This is a genomic window from Pseudomonas sp. RA_5y_Pfl1_P24 (genome assembly GCF_963970945.1).
Classification (GTDB): Bacteria; Pseudomonadota; Gammaproteobacteria; order Pseudomonadales; family Pseudomonadaceae; genus Aquipseudomonas; species Aquipseudomonas tritici.
In genome coordinates this window covers 378,417-393,293 of the sequence record NZ_CAXAOJ010000005.1, presented here as the reverse complement: position 1 = coordinate 393,293, position 14,877 = coordinate 378,417, and the positions used below count along the sequence as shown (strand labels likewise).

Sequence of the window (14,877 nt, the reverse complement as noted above, 5' to 3'; positions counted from 1 at the left end):
TCGGGTTACCCCTTACTCCACAGGGTCACTCACCGGCTTGGCAATAATCGCCCTTAATTCACTGGTCATCGGGAATTCCAGGTTCAAGCCCTTGGGCGGAATCGGTGATTCAAACCAGCGCTGGTAAATCCCGTTGATCTCTGCGCTGCGGTACAGATCAGCCAGTGTCTCGTTAACCACCGCAAGAAACTGCGGGTCGTCCTTGCGCACCATGCAGCTGTAGATTTCCCGCGACTGCTCCTTCCCCACCACCACCCAGTTATGCGGGTCCTTTGCCTTGGCGCGCTCGCCGTAAAGCAACGCGTCATCCATATAGAACGCCGCTGCACGGCCGGTCTCGAGCATCTTGAAGGCTTCGCCATGGTCCTTGGCACTGATCACGAACATATTGGCCTTGTGGTCGGCGTTGTAGCTTTTGAGGAAACGCTCGTTGGTGGTACCCGCGGTGGTCACCACGTTCTTGCCCGCAAGATCAGCAAAGCCTTGGATGCCACTGTCCTTGGCCGTCAGCAATTGCCCCTTCACGTAGATAAACCCGTAGGAAAACGCCACCTGCTTCTGACGTTCGGCCGTCACCCCGGTAGAACCGCACTCCAGGTCGACTGTGCCATTCTGCACCAGCGGGATACGGGTCTGCGAAGTCACCAGGTTGTACTTCACATTAAGCTTCGCCACTCCGGTTTTCTGCTGAATGCGCTCGACGATCTTGTTTGCCAGCTCTACCGAATAGCCCATGGGCTTGCCACTGTTATCCCCGACGTAGGAAAACGGCACCGACGCATCGCGATAGCCCAACGTGATGGACTTGGCGTTAGCAATCTTGCCCAGCGTGCCGTCCAACGGCGCTTGGTTCGCATGGGCGTGTGCGCCCAGCAAAAGCGCCAGGGTGCAGCCGGTCAACAGGATTTTTGTCATTGTTATTCTCCGTTGGTCTTGGGGTTGTGAACATTCAAGCAGCCTGGGGCGCAAGGCCCTGCATATCAATAGAAGGCGCGTGTTGCCCGATCAACTCAGCCAGCAGCTGGCCGCTGCCGCACGCCAGGGTAAAGCCAAGTGCACCGTGGCCCAGGTTCAGCCACAGGTTGGGATAGACACTGGCCCCAATCAGCGGCACGCCCGTCGGGGTGGCCGGGCGCATACCAGCCCATTCCACCGCATCGGCGTAATCGCCCGCCAAAGGAAATGTCTCCAGCGCCTGGCGTTTCATCAGCGCCAGGCGCTTGGGTTCAAGGCTGGCGTCGAAGCCGACGATATCCACCATGGCCGCCACCCGCAGTTGTTCGCCGAGGCGCGCATAGACGATCTTTCGGTCGTAGTCGGTGATACTCACCTTCGGCGCCTGGTGCTGCGCGCCAATCGGCACACTAAGGCTGTAACCCTTGAGCGGGTAAAGCGGCAGCGGCACACCCAACTCCGCGCTGCGATACCCGGCCGCGAGTACCAGATGCTCGACCGGCATCACCTCTGAGCCCAGTTCGATAGCCTGCACCACACCGCCAGCGTGGCGAATGCCAGTGACCTTGCGCCCCAGCAAAAAGCGGCAGCGGCCGGACGCTTCAAGCCGCGCCGCCAAGCGCTGGCAGAACGCATGACAATCAGCCACCTCCTCATTCGGCGTGTAGATGCCACCGACAAAACCACCGCCCGCCAGCGCCGGCTCCAGGCGTGCGCAATCGGCGGCCGACAGCACCTGCTGCTGAAGGATATCGGTGACCTTGCTGCGGGCATGCGCAAAGGAGTTGGGTTTACGGAAGGTGAGCAGTTTGCCGTTGCGCCGCCAGTGGAAGCCGTCCAGGTGATCATCCTCGCGCCACTGCTGCAACGTGTCCTGGCTCAGGGAGGCAAGTCGCAGCAGGTGGGCGGCATTGCGTTTGTTCACCGAGCTACGACAGGCGCCGAGGAACGCGGCCATCCAGCGCCATTGCTGAGGGTCGAGGCGTGGGCGCAGCGTTAACGGCGAGTCACCGCGCAACAGCCAACCGATGGCCTGACGCGGCACGCCGGCATCGGCCAGCGGCGCCACGTAGCGATAGGACAATTGCCCGCCATTGGCAAAACTGGTTTCACTGCCCAGGGTCTCGCGCGCGTCGATCACCGTCACCTCGTGGCCCGCGCGCACCAGCGCATACGCACTGGCCAGACCAATCACCCCACCCCCAATAATGTGCACCATTCCCGCCGCCCGCCGTTTAATCAAGAGGCCTCAAGCCTAGGGGCAGGTGACAGGCCACCGACAATGAATAAAGATGGGTCACCTATAAACAAAGGTTATGGACCTGCCATGCGCCTGCGTCATATCGAAATCTTCCAGGCCATCCGCCAGACCGGCTCCGTCAGCGCCGCCGCGCAACTGCTGCATGTGTCACAACCGGCGGTGACCAAGGTGTTGCAGCACGCCGAATTACAACTGGGCTTCCCGCTGTTTCTGCGCGTGCGCGGCAAGTTGCAGCCCACGCCGGAAGCCCTGGCGCTGGAAAGCGAAGTGGAGAAAGTCACCGAAAGCCTGCAAGGCGTACGGCGCCTGGCCAAGAGTTTGCGCCGTGAACCGGGCCAGAGTGTGCGCATCGGCGCGATCCCGGCGCTGGCCCTGTCACTGCTGCCGCCAGCAATCCTGGAGTGGAAACGCGACTACCCGGACATGGCCTGCGAGTTGTCCAGCGACCACAGCCGCGAGCTGGTGCAGAAGCTGCTGATGCGTGAGATTGACTTGGCGCTGACGCTCAACTTCTCTGGCCATCCAGGGCTGACCACGCAAGTGCTGGCCAACGGGGTGTTGGTGGCCTTGGCGTCCAAAGGCTATTGGTCTGATGCCGAGCTGAGCAGCCCGCTGCCCCTGGCTGATCTGGCGGGCACGCCGCTGATAGGTCTTTCCAGCGCCGACCCGCTGGCGGCAAAACTCGACAGCTACCTGGAAAACGTCGACCCGCCGCCAAGAGTGACGATCTCCGTACAAACCTACTCGTTGGCCCGTGCGATGGTGGAATCCGGCGCCGGCCTCACGGTGATCGACCCCTTCACCGCGCTCGGTGCTTCGACCGCCACCACCTGCATCCGCACGCTCACTCCGCCGCTGCCGATCACGCTGTACGCCCTGACCCGCGCCGATGAACCGCCGCCGCATATGCTGGCTAATCTGCTGGAGATTTTCGGCCACCGCGCCCGAGAGCTGCTGGAACGGCTGTGAAAATCGGATTTTCAAAACAACGAGGATCAAACGTGTTGTCTGTTAGAGCACGTAATGCATGATCGCCACAAAGTGCAGCAGGCTGCCGCCAATCACAAACAAATGCCAGATCCCATGGGAGTGCCGCAGGCGGTCCTCCAAGGCAAAAAATATGATGCCGACGGTGTACAGCACCCCACCCGCCGCCAGCCAGGTAAACCCTGCCGTGCCCAGCGCGGCGATCAGCGGCTTGACCGCCACCAGCACGATCCAGCCCATCACCGCATAAATCACGATCGACAGGACGCGCGCCTCGGAGCGCGGCTTGATCTCTTGCAGGATGCCGATCACCGCCAGCCCCCACACGATGCCGAACAACGTCCAGCCCCACGGCCCTCTCAAGGTCACCAGACAAAACGGCGTGTAACTGCCGGCGATCAACAGGTAGATCGAAAAGTGATCAACCTTCTGCATGATTTCTTTACGGCGGCCCTGCACGCTGTGATACACGGTGGACGCGCTGTACAACACCAGCAGCGTAAAACCATAAATTGCCACGCTGACGATCTTCCAGGGGCTGCCATCCAGGCTCGCCACCACCAACATCCACACTGCGCCTACAAACGCCGCGACTGCACCGAGCAAATGGCTCCAGGCGTTGAATCGTTCCCCGTGGTACATCTGTCACTGCCCTCCCGTAAGCGTTAACGACTGGCAGGCAAGCGTCCAGCCTTGCGCATCAGAGTGCAAGCGGCTTATGACGTTCCGGCGACGCCGGGCGGTTTTGCGGGCACAATTGTCGGCATTCGAACAAGAGCCCACGGCCATGCTGATCGACGAAGAATTCACCCTCAAAAAGCTCGAAATCTTCCTGGCGTTCATGCGCACCGGCAACCTGGCCCGCGCCGCCGCCGAGCTGCAAACCAGTAACGTCAGCGTGCACCGCGCCATCCACTCCCTGGAAAATGCGCTGCGCTGCCCGCTGTTCAAACACGAAGGGCGCAACCTCACCCCGCTGGAAAGCGCCTACGTACTGGAAGAGCGTGCACAGAAACTGGTGGCCGATGTGGTCGACAGTGTACGCCTGACCCGCGAGGCCGCTGGTTTCTCCGCCGAACGCTTCAAGCTCGGCTCGCTGTATTCGCTCACGGTGAAGACCGTGCCACAGCTGATCATGGGCCTGAAAATCCGTCGCAGCGAACTCAACATCGACCTGATCCTGGGCTCCAACTTCGACCTGCTCTACAAGCTCAAGAACATGGAGGTGGACGCGATCCTCATCTCCCTGGATGAGCACGCCAACGACCCCGACTGCGAACAGATCGCGCTGTTTACCGACGACATTTTCCTCGCCACTCCCGCCGAATCACCGTTCGACCGCGAGCAGGAAATTGACCTGGCCGACGTACGCGACGCCACGTTCATCACCCTCACCCAGGGCTTTGCCACCCATCAGGACGGCAACCGGGTGTTCAAGCAGGCGGGGTTCGAGCCAAAGGTGGCGATGCAAGTGAATGACATCTTTACGCTGCTGAGCATGGTCAGTTCAGGGGTGGGTTATGCGCTGCTGCCGGGGCGGATTGCGGCGGTGTATGAGAACCGCGTGAAGCTGATACCGCTGCAACCACGGTATCGGTTGCAGCAGCAGATTGGCGTGGTGTTCTTGAAGGCCAAGGAGCGCGACCCTAACTTGCTCGCGCTGTTGGCGGAGTGTCGGATGTATGCCAATCGGGGCGCTAACCCACCAACCCGCGCATGATCAGAAACAACAGCGAAGGCCCCAACAAACAGCCCAACGCGGTATAAAACGCCGCGGTCAGGCAACCGTAAGGCACCAGTTTCGGGTCGGTTGCCGCCAAGCCGCCAGCCACACCACTGGAGGTGCCCATGAGCCCGCCGAAAATCACCGCGCTGCGCGGATTATTCAGGCCGATAAGCGGGGCAACGAACGGCGTCATCACCATCACCAGAATGGCCTTGATCAACCCGGCGGCAATCGACAGCGCCATCACTTCGGAACTGGCGCCAATCGCCGCACCGGTCACCGGGCCGACAATGTACGTCACGGCGCCGGCGCCGATGGTGGTCAGGCTCACGGCATCGGTGTAGCCAAACGCCATGGCCACCCCGACGCCCGCGATGAACGATGATCCCACGCCCACGAACAACGCCAATACCCCGACGTATCCTGCCCGTTTCAGCTCATCGACACTCACGCCAAACGCCGTGGCAACAATGGCAAAGTCGCGCAGCATCGCCCCGCCCAGCAGGCCAATACCCGACAACAACGGAATATCCACCACCCCCTTGGAGCCACCGGTAAACGCACCGCCCACGTAAGACAGCACCAGCCCCAACAAAATAGCGATGGCCGAGCCGTGCAGGCGGCCTTTGGTGAAGGTGTCGGAGATCCAGTAAGAGACCCACATGGTCAGCCCGATTACCGCAAAGCCACTGATCAGGCCGTAGCCAGTGATCACTTTCATCATCGATTCGTACATGGCAATCACCCGGCTTCTTTGGTGGGGACAACCGCGCTTGGCTCACGGTTGCCGATACGCATCAGCACTGGCACCAGGGCAAAGCCCAGCACCACCGCGAATGTCCCAGCCAGAATCGCCATTGGGCCGCCACTGATTGCACCGTAGACGTTTTGCTGGGCAGCCATGGCCACCACGATCGGGATATAAATGGCCGCCCAGAAGCTCACGCCCTGCTCCGATTTACCGGTAAACAAGCCGCGCTTGGCGAGGTAACTGCCCAGCCCGATCAACAGCAACATGGCGATACCCACCCCGCCGACGTTGGCCGGAATGCCCATCCATTTGCCCAGCAGTTCACCGACGAACAGGCCGGCCAACGTACAGAGCGCCAAAAACGCCACACCGTAAATAATCATTGTTGTTGTCCTCAAAGTGCTCGATCGAAATTGTTGTTTTTGTGCTTCGACAGCCTTGGGTGGTGCTTTATCGGTGGCGGCGTTCCTCCTCTTGCAGCAAGGCTTGCAAGGTATCCAGGCGGGCGCCTTCATAGGCGATCACCGTGCCTTGTTCAAACACGCGGCGCGACAAGCCGGTGAGCACGGCGCCCGGGGGCAGTTCGATCTGCAGGCGTACGCCGCGCTCATAGGCGCTTTGCACGGTGCCGCGCCAGTCGACGACGCGGCACATATTGAAGGCCAGGTCATCGCGTAGCTGTTCCGGGTTGTGGATAGGCCGCGCGCGGGTGCTGCTCAGGTAGGTGATGCGTGGCGCCTTGAGCGTAACGAATGCCTCGGCCAGTACCCGGGCCGGTTGCTCCAGCAACGCGCAATGCGACGGCACACTGACGGCCAGGCGTTTGGCGATGCCGTTGCCTTTAATGCGGCTGGCGACCTGCTTCATGGCGTCGTCGCTCCCAGCGATCACGGTTTGGTTGTCGGCGTTGATATTGGCCAGGTACACCGGGGTTTCGGGGCTGTGGATATCGGCCAACAGATGGTCGACTGTGGAAAACTCCGGGCCAATCAGGGCGGTCATTCCGTAGCCCTGTGGATAAGCGTTTTGCATCAGCTCACCGCGCAGGCTGACCAGTTTGATTGCGTCGCTGAAGTCCAGCGCGCCTGCGATCACCGCCGCCGGATAGGCACCGATAGACAGGCCCGCGACATAATCCGGGGTGTGTTGCAGCAGGCGCGCATAGGCCACGCCAGCGATCAACAGGCAAAGCTGAACGGCGCGGGTATTCGCCAGGGCTTGCGCCGAATCCAAGGCGCGAACGTCCTCACCCAAGGCATCGCTGGCTTGCTCCAACACAGCGGCCGGCAACGCCTGGAGCATGCCTGGGCGTTGGGCGCCCTGGCCGGGGAACACGAGAAGGCTGCTCATGCCACGGCCTGCCATGGATCAAGCACGAGGTGCGCACCGCTGACGGTTTTGAGCAGCACACGGCGCGACCCGCTCGCCCATTCGCGCAAGGCGACTGCACCGAAAGGGGTTTGCAGTTGCAGGTCCACGGCACACTCCGCAGTGTCGAGAATCGCCAGCAGATCCTCAGCATCACCTCGCGCCAATGGCTCGGGCGTGCGCAAAATCAAATCCAGGTCGCTCAGGGCATGCAGCGCTTCAATACCCGTGGCCAGTTCGAAACCTGCGCTGCCAGTGACGCCCCAGGTTTCGTTCGCCAGTACCGTCTGCAGCGACGCAAGTGCTCGCAATGCGGGCAAGTTCCGTGGCGACACCACGCCGCACAAAGCTTCCGGAACTACGCGCCGCTGCAGCGCAGCGATGGGCATCTCGGCGGCAAGCCGCTGCTCACGCACACGCCCGCGCACACCCACTGCAACCAGGCCCGGCTGGGTAATGGCGCGACGCACCACCACCGGGTGACCGGCGCCGATCACCTCCACCGCCCAGGCCGGTGCATCAGCGGGCAGGTGGGCCGGGGTCATGCCCCAGAGCAGGTCGTGCGCGTTCACCATTGTTCCCGCAGCAGTTGCCGAACATGGCTGGACGCAGCGCGATTGGTTGCACCGAGACGCCCGCTCAAATCACTCCCCCCGATAGCCTTGATCGCACTCACCAGGCAATCGCTGACCCGCGCCACGTCCTCCGACGTGGGCTGTTCAATCTGGCTGACCGACAAGGTCTCCCACAACAAACCAAGGCTGGCATAACTGTCGATGTCATACGCCATCGGCGGTACGCTGGCGGCCAGGGCTTCCAGTTCTTCGACACTGCGCAGGGTCACCCGCGCCGCCGAGGCCTTGCCCATGGCGTGCACCATCACACCGGGGTCGCGCAGGGCGATCAGGCGGTTGGCCTGATAGCCGTGCGCGAGGAATGCTCCGGACATCGCCTTGCCCACCAGCAGCGCAATCACCGGATGCCCGGCCAGTCGGGCGCGGGCGTAGCTGTCGGCGGCGGCGGCCAGGGCCTGGTGGATGCCGAGGGCTTCTTCGCGACGGCCGTAGGCTTGGCTCGGCACATCGACGATAGCGATCAGCGGGCGCTTGTCGCCCTTCTCGATGGCTTCATCCACCGCTTTAGCGAGCCCCCAACCTTCCAGCAACCCGACTTCGCCACTGCGTGCGCGGGGGAAGCGATTGTGTTCGTCGGTGACCACGGCCAGAAATCGCACGGCGTGTTCGCCCACTACGCCGTCGGCCACTTTCAGAGAATCCGGCAAACCCGCAACAGGCGTCGCGCCGACGCTCAATGCATTGAACCACTGCAAGCCTCTCATGAGCGTTCTCCTTGATACAGCTCGCGCACCGTCGCCGGTTCGATTTGCGGCGTGGTATCCAATTCGGCCAGGCGCGCCAGGTAATAGTCGGCCTGACGGCTGCGTTGCCGGGCGGGCAGGCCTTGTTGCAGCAGTGCGCTGACGGTCTGCTGAATCTGCGCCACATCGTCTGCCACATAACGGTCGGCCAGGCCGCTGTTGAAGCGCTGCTCACCGCCGGTAAGGCTCCAGATGAAAGGCCGGTCGCGGGAGTCGTATTCTTCCAGGCCGGCTTCCTGCTCGATCACTTGCGGGCCATTCAGGCCCAGGCGCGCTTCACGGGTGACAACGAGGTAACTGCACAGCCCGGCCGCAATCGACATACCGCCAAAGCAACCGACACTGCCCGCCACCACGCCGATTACCGGCTGGTATTGGCGCAGATCGACGATCGCTGCATGGATATCCGCAATCGCCGCCAGGCCCAGGTTGGCCTCCTGCAAGCGCACGCCACCGGTCTCCAGCAGCAGAACTGCGCGGGTGGGAATGCCCTTGCGATTGTCTTCAGCCGCCAGCTCCAGAGCGCCGGCGATTTTTGCACCGCCGACTTCACCCAGGCTGCCGCCCTGGAAATTGCCCTCAATCGCCGCGATCACCACAGGCAAGCCAGCGATGCTGCCCTTGGCGATCACCACGCCGTCATCGGCTTGCGGCACCACGCCTTGACGGCTGAGCCACGGCGACATAACGCGCTGGAACGGATCGATCAATTCACGATAGGAACCTGCATCCAGCAGCGCCTTCGCCCGCTGCCGCGCACCCAATTCAACAAAGCTGTGTTTAGCGAGCAAGTCAGTCATGACCCACCTCCTCAAAGCCTTGTTCCAGACGCAAACGCACCACGCCAGGGGTCGCGCCGAAATCGTGGATATCAATCTTCAACGCCGGTGGCGTCTGCTCCTGGAAGATGCGTTCGAACAGATGCTGCCAGCGGTGCTCGGCGCCATTCACCGAGGTCTGCACCTGGATGGTCAGCGTGCCCGGCGTGCCTGGTTCCAGCAGCACTTCCAGGTCGCCCGAGCCGACACAACCCACCAGCGCGCGGCCTTTTGGCGGCTGCCCGGCGGGGAATTCAAAGGATAAGGTTTCCATCACAACGCTCCGTCGAGGCGATCGATAAACAGGCAGGCGGCCAACAGGTCAGCAGCACCACCGGGGGAGGCATTCAGGGCCAGCAACTGGTTGTCCAGTTCGTGCAAGCTGCGACGCCCAGCGAGGCTTGCGCTGCCACCGGCGTCCAACACCGCTTGAGCGCCTTTTTGCATGGCGTTCAGCCCCTCGATACCCGCGCGGTAGAGCACACAGGTGTCGGCCAGGTCAGTCATGATCGCGAGCAACGCATCCAGGCGAGCGTTCTGTTCGCCGGTATTTTGCTGGCGGCTTTTGCGCAGTTGCGGCAGGCCACGTTGCATCACGGAAGGGAATCCAAGTTGCGCTTCCTCGCGGGCGCCGCGTGCGCCGTAGCGTTGGGCTACCTGGGCGCCGTGGCTCATGGGCTGGGGCGCGAAGCGGTCGTTGAGCAAGGCTAATCTGGCTGCGGTCAGCGTTATGGAGCGTGGTTGCAGGGCTGCCGCTGCGGTCAGCAAGCCAAGGGCCCAGATCGCACCACGATGGGTATTCACGCCGTCGGTGGTAGCGAGCATCGCCAACTCGCCTTCACGGCCAATGCGCCCGAGCGCTTCGCGCAGGGGCAAACCGACCTCACCGAATTCGATAGCCGCTTGCGCCATTTCCTTGAACATCGGCCACAGCGACAGCGCCGAAGCATGCATCAGGCCCAAGTGCAAATCGCTGTGGGCGCCGTTGCCACGCCGGTCGACCAACGCAGGTTTTGGCGACAAGTCAGCCTCATCAATCAGCGCATCGACGGCCATATCCGCCAGGCGTTCAGCCAGGCTCAGTTCATGCAGTTTGAGGGCGCGCATTTACCAGCTCCTGAACTTGGCGGGCGGGTTGTACAGGCCACCGGACCACTCCACCAAGTCAGCCACGCTTTTGGCGGCCAGCAACTCGCGGGTGGCGTCGGTGCGACGGATGCCTAAGTCTTCGGGCAAGGCGATCAAGCCTTCGCGGCGCATGCGTGCGGTGTCCTTGGGGTTGTGGCGCATGCCAATGGCGGTCACCCCGGCGACGGCGGCGATCATCGCCTGGCGCTCCTCAAGGGACCGTGCCTTGTACAGGTAGGCGATGCCTTCTTCGGTGAGCAGGTGAGTCACGTCGTCGCCGTAGATCATGATCGGTGCCAGCGGCATCCCGCTTTTGCGCGCCACTTCCACCGCGTCGAGGGTGTCGACGAAGGTCGGTTTACCGCCTTCCTGAAAGGTCTCGACCATTTGCACGACAAGCTTTTTGCCACGTTCGAGCAACGCTTCGGGGGCGTCGCCGTGGCGCATATCGAGCCAGGCTGGCGTGCCATGGCGGCGGCCGCGCGGGTCGTGGCCCATGTTCGGCGCGCCACCAAAACCGGCGAGACGGCCACGGGTCACGGTAGAGGAATGGCCGTCACCGTCGACTTGCAGGGTGGCGCCGATAAACAGGTCCACCGCGTACTGGCCCGCCAACTGGCAGAACATCCGGTTGGAGCGCATCGAGCCGTCGCGGCCAGTGAAGAAAATGTCTGGCCGTGCGGCGATGTAGTTCTCCATGCCCAGTTCGGTGCCGAAGCAATGCACGCTTTCTACCCAGCCGCTTTCGATGGCGGGGATCAGGGTTGGGTGCGGGTTGAGGGTCCAGTTGCGGCAGATCTTGCCCTTCAGGCCGAGTGATTCGCCGTAGGTGGGCAAGATCAATTCGATGGCGGCGGTGTTGAAGCCGATGCCATGGTTGAGCGACTGCACATTGTGTTTTTCGTAGATGCCGCGGATCGCCATCATCGCCATCAGTACGTGGACCGGCTTGATATGGCGCGGGTCGCGGGTGAACAAAGGCTCGATGTAGAAGGGTTTGTCGGCCACCACCACAAAATCCACCCAGCTCGCCGGGATATCGACACGGGGCAAGTCGGTGACGTCGTCGACCAACTGGTTGACCTGCACGATGACAATGCCATCGCTAAAGGCAGCGGGTTCAATCAACGCCGGGGTGTCTTCGGTGCTGGCGCCCGTGTAGATATTGCCGGCGCGGTCGGCCATGAAACCGGCGGAGAGCACCACGTTGGGGATCAGGTCCACCACCAGCCGTGCGTAGAGTTCGATGTAAGTGTGGATCGCGCCGATTTCCAGCAAGCCGTCTTCCAGCAACTGGCTGATGCGCAGGGATTGGGTGCCGGCGAAGGAGAAATCGAGCTTGCGAGCGATACCCTTTTCAAACAGGTCCAGGTGCTCGGAACGGCCGACACTGGGCATGATCATGTGCAAATCGTGGAGTTTGGCGGGATCGGCCTTGGCAAGGGAGCGCGAGAGGAAGTCGGCTTGCTTTTGGTTGTTGCCTTCCAGCACGACACGGTCGCCGGGGAGGATCAGCGCTTCGAGCGCCTCCACGATCTTGTCGCTGGGCAGCACGGCCCCGTCTGCGTACTTTTTGACCAGCCCGAGCCGCCGCTGCTTCTCGTCGCGCCGCCGCGTCCAGCGCGAGTCGGGGGTTATTGTTGTTGTCATGGTCGCTCCACGGATTTGCTGTCGTGGGCTTACCTTAGGAGCGATCGAGGGGGCCATCAATCAAGCTGGACGTTGGACTGTTACGCCTGGGTTAATGATGACCCAATCAACACGGGCGTTCAGACCCTGCGCCATTCGCTGCGATGGAACCATAGGGTCCTGAAAAACGCCAACGCCGCAAAAGCGTGCAACCCCGACACGGCCGCCCAACTCCAATCCCACAGCCCTGACAGCGCCTGCGCGTAAACCGGTAACAGCAGCACGAGCAACGCCACCAGCGCGCAAGCACCCACTTGCTCCCAGTTTCTCAAGCGACTGGGGCGGGACGCTATCGCGTAACCCAACAATGCGCCCAGACACACAATCAGCAGGCTCAGCAGGTCATGCTCGCCGAGCGGAGGCCACCCCAGCAGGTTGAGCGGCAGGCAGACCGCGAACAGGGTGAACGAGCAGATCGCGACATACACAAAAGCGTACTCAAGCGCATCCAGCAGACGATCACGGATAAACCCACGAGCCTGTTTATCCTCTTCTGGTGTGGGTCCTTGGGAAATCGCCACCGCCAGCAGACCCGACCCGAGACCGCCCAGGGTCATGACCACGAAATTGCTCACAACGCCTTTGATTGCCTTATCGGCACCGATCAGCTTGAGGCTTTCGAGGTACACCAGAATAAACACCGCGCCTGCGGTGGCAATCATAAAGCCCCACAGCTTCCCGCGGTTGGACTGCACGTTCATGGTTACCACCGCAGTGAACACCAGCACGCCAAACCACATCAGCAGCGTGCCGGTAAAACGGTTGAGGTTATAGAGCCAGGCAAACCCATCCAAAAGCCACATTGCGTCGATACTTCTGTCGAAAAACTCCATTGGCTATCGGCAGTGGGGCGAGGATCTTTACGATGGGGCGAGCAAGTGATCCGCGACTCGCCGCAATTCCCCAGGACGCCCCCTCCAACGTTCTGACCGATTCATTCTCACTGATAGCTGGCCAACAGGTCCTCCACGTTTCCCTGCAGTGTGGTCGTGCTGTCAATCAACTGGCAACGTTTGTCCGAGCGATACCCTTGCAAGCGCAAGGCCGTAAGGGCGATAGCATGAGCAGCGTTGTCAGCCAGGTCAAAACGACTGGCGAATGATCACTGTGGATTGCCGGCATCCTTCAACCGATCCCGGGCTGAACGCATCAGCCCATCACACTCTTTGCGATCCGGCGGCTCAGCCTTCAAGCCGCCGCTACGTTGCAGATTCTCCAGGTTTGCCTTGCTGTCCATCCGTGGGTTCCAATGGGTTGCCCCCAATCAGATTGATCTTGTCCTGCTGCACGACCCGCTGCACAAAACTGTTCCCGGCATTCCATTTGCTCGGTGGCGCTTGTTAACGATCAGTGAGACCGCTTTAAGATTCCGGCGATGGGCTGACGTGCTCCAACGCTCTATCAACCAACAACTGCCCCAACGCTGCCATTTGCTGGATTCCGAGCATGATTGCGCGCTGGGAGGTGTCCAGGTCGAAGGCCAAGTTGCAGGTGAGTGCGCTCAGGGAGGACAGGGTCTCGCTGGCGTTAACCAGCAGGGTTTCGGTGTCTTGGTGGGGGGTTACGGTGAAAAGGGGCGGATTGGGGGTAGGTTTGACCATGATTTACAGCTCCGATATGTGATGGATACTGCCCTCTTTCACTTGCACGCGAATAAGGTGGCAGCTGTACGCGGGTGTGCAAGACCGGGCATATCGGACCCCGGCAGACCCCAAGGGATCTCCCACGCACAGCCGCCATAACAAATACAGCAGGCATAAAAAACGCCCGTTGAATGGCTATGGGCGCAGGTGCGCCGACATGTAACCGGACTTGCACGTCCGTGTCACCGTTTTTTGCGATGACGGGACGAAGACTAGGCGCGCTGGCTGCACGCGACAAGTTCATGCACTGCCCAAAATCTTGCGGGAAAAATCCGAAGCCGGCCGGCCTACAACTTCATGTCGATGCTCACAGCCCCCAAACCTTCAAGCGGATAGCTGCGGTACTCATAAACCTCCCCACGGACAATGAGGTGGATGACGCCATCCACCCGAGTCACTTGGACATCAGGCTCTTTGGTTTTCAAAAAGGGATGTGCCGAAACCAGCGCTGTCAGTATTTCCCGATCACTACCTAAGTCCTTATAAACGTAGTACCTGTAGGAAAACCCCACTGTCGCGCCGCCCTGACCGTCACGTGCTCCATAAATTGAGCTGCCGTTGCCTAAGGAGTGTTTCAAAACCACTTCGTCCAAATCCGGGGTACCGGATGAAATGATCCAATTGCCCCCGATATAAATCAGGCAGGCCACCAGCAGGCAGTTGCGCAGGACCGGCAAGAGGCTCTTAGTAGCCCTGAGAAATTGCATACTCGATACCTCTCCTTATCCAATATTGATCTCGAGGATCATCGCCAAAAGGGTCACCGCCCCACCATGAGCCAAATTCCGGCTTGGTGGTTTTTGCGAATGTTTGAGCGACACCTGCTGCCCGTAACAGAACATGCTCGGGAATGCCCAGCACCGTGCCTGTAGCACCGTAATTGAAGTTACCAAAAGCTTCGTACTGACGCCCTCGCTTCTTGTAGTTCCATGGGCCGGCAGCCCTGACCTGTGAGTAAAACCAGGAATAAGCGAATGCGGAGCCTGACTGGAGATGAGTGCCCTTGCACTTGGCTGTCGCCATATTTTCGAGAAGTGAAACACCCGGCGGCATTAACGGTACGGCCATTTGCGAATCCTTGCTGGCAGTGAGGAGTGCAGAAACTAGCCACTCCACTGCGGCCTGAAAACCCGCCTATTCCAAACTCAGAACTCGCTTACAGTAACTCCATCCT

Annotated in this window: 18 protein-coding genes and 2 pseudogenes; 2 read left to right on the top strand and 18 right to left on the bottom strand. The window is 61.0% G+C overall.

What is annotated here, in order from left to right; genetic code table 11:
• Nucleotides 1–12: 12 nt before the first annotated feature.
• Together AACY30_RS10890 and AACY30_RS10885 are read right to left on the bottom strand one after the other, a co-directional pair.
• Nucleotides 13–915: a transporter substrate-binding domain-containing protein gene (locus tag AACY30_RS10890; RefSeq protein WP_339540284.1), complete on the bottom strand. Its 903-nt coding sequence runs from the start codon at nucleotides 913–915 to the stop codon at nucleotides 13–15.
• Nucleotides 916–949: 34 nt separating this feature from the next.
• Nucleotides 950–2,173: a D-amino acid dehydrogenase gene (locus AACY30_RS10885; RefSeq protein WP_339469702.1), complete on the bottom strand. Its 1,224-nt coding sequence runs from the start codon at nucleotides 2,171–2,173 to the stop codon at nucleotides 950–952.
• A gap of 108 nt (nucleotides 2,174–2,281) precedes the next feature.
• Between AACY30_RS10885 and AACY30_RS10880 the strand changes: the two genes are divergently transcribed.
• Nucleotides 2,282–3,184 (top strand): LysR family transcriptional regulator, encoded by a 903-nt coding sequence (locus AACY30_RS10880; RefSeq protein WP_339469701.1) that lies wholly within the window; start codon nucleotides 2,282–2,284, stop codon nucleotides 3,182–3,184.
• Nucleotides 3,185–3,226: 42 nt separating this feature from the next.
• Here AACY30_RS10880 and trhA read toward each other — a convergent pair whose 3' ends face one another.
• The gene (trhA, locus tag AACY30_RS10875) at nucleotides 3,227–3,844 is read right to left on the bottom strand and encodes a PAQR family membrane homeostasis protein TrhA (protein WP_339469699.1); all 618 of its coding nucleotides are present in this window, start codon (nucleotides 3,842–3,844) and stop codon (nucleotides 3,227–3,229) included.
• Between the two features lie 145 nt (nucleotides 3,845–3,989).
• On the opposite strand from trhA, the gene AACY30_RS10870 reads away from it, so the two are divergent.
• Nucleotides 3,990–4,922 (top strand): LysR family transcriptional regulator, encoded by a 933-nt coding sequence (locus AACY30_RS10870; RefSeq protein ID WP_049711133.1) that lies wholly within the window; start codon nucleotides 3,990–3,992, stop codon nucleotides 4,920–4,922.
• Here AACY30_RS10870 and madM read toward each other — a convergent pair.
• The 15 genes and pseudogenes from madM to AACY30_RS10795 all read right to left on the bottom strand — a co-directional run bounded on the left by madM (nucleotide 4,900) and on the right by AACY30_RS10795 (nucleotide 14,771).
• The gene (gene madM / locus AACY30_RS10865) at nucleotides 4,900–5,664 is read right to left on the bottom strand and encodes a malonate transporter subunit MadM (RefSeq protein WP_049713463.1); all 765 of its coding nucleotides are present in this window, start codon (nucleotides 5,662–5,664) and stop codon (nucleotides 4,900–4,902) included. The two genes, AACY30_RS10870 and madM, sit on opposite strands and share 23 nt — an antisense overlap.
• A 5-nt stretch (nucleotides 5,665–5,669) precedes the next feature.
• A complete protein-coding gene (madL, locus tag AACY30_RS10860) occupies nucleotides 5,670–6,062 on the bottom strand; it encodes a malonate transporter subunit MadL (protein ID WP_339438194.1) in 393 nt (130 codons plus the stop codon).
• A 67-nt stretch (nucleotides 6,063–6,129) separates the two neighbouring features.
• Nucleotides 6,130–7,029: a malonate decarboxylase subunit epsilon gene (gene mdcH, locus AACY30_RS10855; RefSeq protein WP_339469698.1), complete on the bottom strand. Its 900-nt coding sequence runs from the start codon at nucleotides 7,027–7,029 to the stop codon at nucleotides 6,130–6,132.
• Nucleotides 7,026–7,622 (bottom strand): malonate decarboxylase holo-ACP synthase, encoded by a 597-nt coding sequence (locus AACY30_RS10850; protein WP_339469697.1) that lies wholly within the window; start codon nucleotides 7,620–7,622, stop codon nucleotides 7,026–7,028. Before AACY30_RS10850 ends, mdcH begins: the two co-directional genes overlap by 4 nt.
• A complete protein-coding gene (gene mdcE / locus AACY30_RS10845; protein ID WP_339469695.1) occupies nucleotides 7,616–8,386 on the bottom strand; it encodes a biotin-independent malonate decarboxylase subunit gamma in 771 nt (256 codons plus the stop codon). The genes AACY30_RS10850 and mdcE overlap by 7 nt, the downstream gene beginning before the upstream one ends.
• Nucleotides 8,383–9,225, bottom strand: a complete 843-nt coding sequence (locus tag AACY30_RS10840) for a biotin-independent malonate decarboxylase subunit beta (protein WP_339415278.1) — start codon at nucleotides 9,223–9,225, stop codon at nucleotides 8,383–8,385. Before AACY30_RS10840 ends, mdcE begins: the two co-directional genes overlap by 4 nt.
• Complete coding sequence (locus AACY30_RS10835; RefSeq protein WP_339415277.1) at nucleotides 9,218–9,517, bottom strand: malonate decarboxylase subunit delta; 300 nt, start codon at nucleotides 9,515–9,517, stop codon at nucleotides 9,218–9,220. The genes AACY30_RS10840 and AACY30_RS10835 overlap by 8 nt, the downstream gene beginning before the upstream one ends.
• Nucleotides 9,517–10,350 carry a triphosphoribosyl-dephospho-CoA synthase gene (locus AACY30_RS10830; protein ID WP_339469692.1) on the bottom strand — a complete coding sequence of 278 codons (834 nt, stop codon included), beginning with the start codon at nucleotides 10,348–10,350 and terminating at the stop codon, nucleotides 9,517–9,519. Before AACY30_RS10830 ends, AACY30_RS10835 begins: the two co-directional genes overlap by 1 nt.
• Nucleotides 10,351–12,021, bottom strand: coding sequence for a malonate decarboxylase subunit alpha (gene mdcA, locus AACY30_RS10825; RefSeq protein ID WP_339540283.1), 1,671 nt, complete (start codon nucleotides 12,019–12,021; stop codon nucleotides 10,351–10,353). It abuts the gene before it with no gap.
• 119 nt (nucleotides 12,022–12,140) lie between these two features.
• Nucleotides 12,141–12,863, bottom strand: a complete 723-nt coding sequence (locus AACY30_RS10820; protein WP_339540282.1) for a hypothetical protein — start codon at nucleotides 12,861–12,863, stop codon at nucleotides 12,141–12,143.
• A 206-nt stretch (nucleotides 12,864–13,069) separates the two neighbouring features.
• Nucleotides 13,070–13,297, bottom strand: a pseudogene (locus AACY30_RS10815) (hypothetical protein); the annotation flags it as partial.
• Nucleotides 13,260–13,385 (bottom strand): annotated as a pseudogene (locus tag AACY30_RS10810) (transcriptional regulator); the annotation flags it as partial. The pseudogenes AACY30_RS10815 and AACY30_RS10810, both read right to left, overlap by 38 nt.
• 36 nt (nucleotides 13,386–13,421) lie before the next feature.
• Nucleotides 13,422–13,661: a DUF6124 family protein gene (locus tag AACY30_RS10805; RefSeq protein ID WP_339415273.1), complete on the bottom strand. Its 240-nt coding sequence runs from the start codon at nucleotides 13,659–13,661 to the stop codon at nucleotides 13,422–13,424.
• Nucleotides 13,662–13,990: 329 nt separating this feature from the next.
• Nucleotides 13,991–14,410: a hypothetical protein gene (locus AACY30_RS10800; RefSeq protein WP_339540281.1), complete on the bottom strand. Its 420-nt coding sequence runs from the start codon at nucleotides 14,408–14,410 to the stop codon at nucleotides 13,991–13,993.
• Nucleotides 14,388–14,771 (bottom strand): polymorphic toxin type 44 domain-containing protein, encoded by a 384-nt coding sequence (locus tag AACY30_RS10795; protein WP_339415271.1) that lies wholly within the window; start codon nucleotides 14,769–14,771, stop codon nucleotides 14,388–14,390. Before AACY30_RS10795 ends, AACY30_RS10800 begins: the two co-directional genes overlap by 23 nt.
• Nucleotides 14,772–14,877: the final 106 nt, after the last annotated feature.

Excerpts from the sequence above, each read along its gene's own strand:
- AACY30_RS10820 (WP_339540282.1), bottom strand. The coding sequence starts at position 12,863 with ATGTGGCTTTTGGATGGGTTTGCCTGGCTCTATAACCTCAACCGTTTT.
- AACY30_RS10880 (WP_339469701.1), top strand. The coding sequence starts at position 2,282 with ATGCGCCTGCGTCATATCGAAATCTTCCAGGCCATCCGCCAGACCGGC.
- AACY30_RS10890 (WP_339540284.1), bottom strand. The coding sequence starts at position 915 with ATGACAAAAATCCTGTTGACCGGCTGCACCCTGGCGCTTTTGCTGGGC.
- AACY30_RS10835 (WP_339415277.1), bottom strand. The coding sequence starts at position 9,517 with ATGGAAACCTTATCCTTTGAATTCCCCGCCGGGCAGCCGCCAAAAGGC.
- AACY30_RS10885 (WP_339469702.1), bottom strand. The coding sequence starts at position 2,173 with ATGGTGCACATTATTGGGGGTGGGGTGATTGGTCTGGCCAGTGCGTAT.
- AACY30_RS10795 (WP_339415271.1), bottom strand. The coding sequence starts at position 14,771 with ATGGCCGTACCGTTAATGCCGCCGGGTGTTTCACTTCTCGAAAATATG.
- AACY30_RS10870 (WP_049711133.1), top strand. The coding sequence starts at position 3,990 with ATGCTGATCGACGAAGAATTCACCCTCAAAAAGCTCGAAATCTTCCTG.
- trhA (WP_339469699.1), bottom strand. The coding sequence starts at position 3,844 with ATGTACCACGGGGAACGATTCAACGCCTGGAGCCATTTGCTCGGTGCA.
- AACY30_RS10830 (WP_339469692.1), bottom strand. The coding sequence starts at position 10,350 with ATGCGCGCCCTCAAACTGCATGAACTGAGCCTGGCTGAACGCCTGGCG.
- mdcE (WP_339469695.1), bottom strand. The coding sequence starts at position 8,386 with ATGAGAGGCTTGCAGTGGTTCAATGCATTGAGCGTCGGCGCGACGCCT.
- mdcH (WP_339469698.1), bottom strand. The coding sequence starts at position 7,029 with ATGAGCAGCCTTCTCGTGTTCCCCGGCCAGGGCGCCCAACGCCCAGGC.
- AACY30_RS10805 (WP_339415273.1), bottom strand. The coding sequence starts at position 13,661 with ATGGTCAAACCTACCCCCAATCCGCCCCTTTTCACCGTAACCCCCCAC.
- AACY30_RS10850 (WP_339469697.1), bottom strand. The coding sequence starts at position 7,622 with ATGGTGAACGCGCACGACCTGCTCTGGGGCATGACCCCGGCCCACCTG.
- AACY30_RS10800 (WP_339540281.1), bottom strand. The coding sequence starts at position 14,410 with ATGCAATTTCTCAGGGCTACTAAGAGCCTCTTGCCGGTCCTGCGCAAC.
- AACY30_RS10840 (WP_339415278.1), bottom strand. The coding sequence starts at position 9,225 with ATGACTGACTTGCTCGCTAAACACAGCTTTGTTGAATTGGGTGCGCGG.
- madL (WP_339438194.1), bottom strand. The coding sequence starts at position 6,062 with ATGATTATTTACGGTGTGGCGTTTTTGGCGCTCTGTACGTTGGCCGGC.
- madM (WP_049713463.1), bottom strand. The coding sequence starts at position 5,664 with ATGTACGAATCGATGATGAAAGTGATCACTGGCTACGGCCTGATCAGT.
- mdcA (WP_339540283.1), bottom strand. The coding sequence starts at position 12,021 with ATGACAACAACAATAACCCCCGACTCGCGCTGGACGCGGCGGCGCGAC.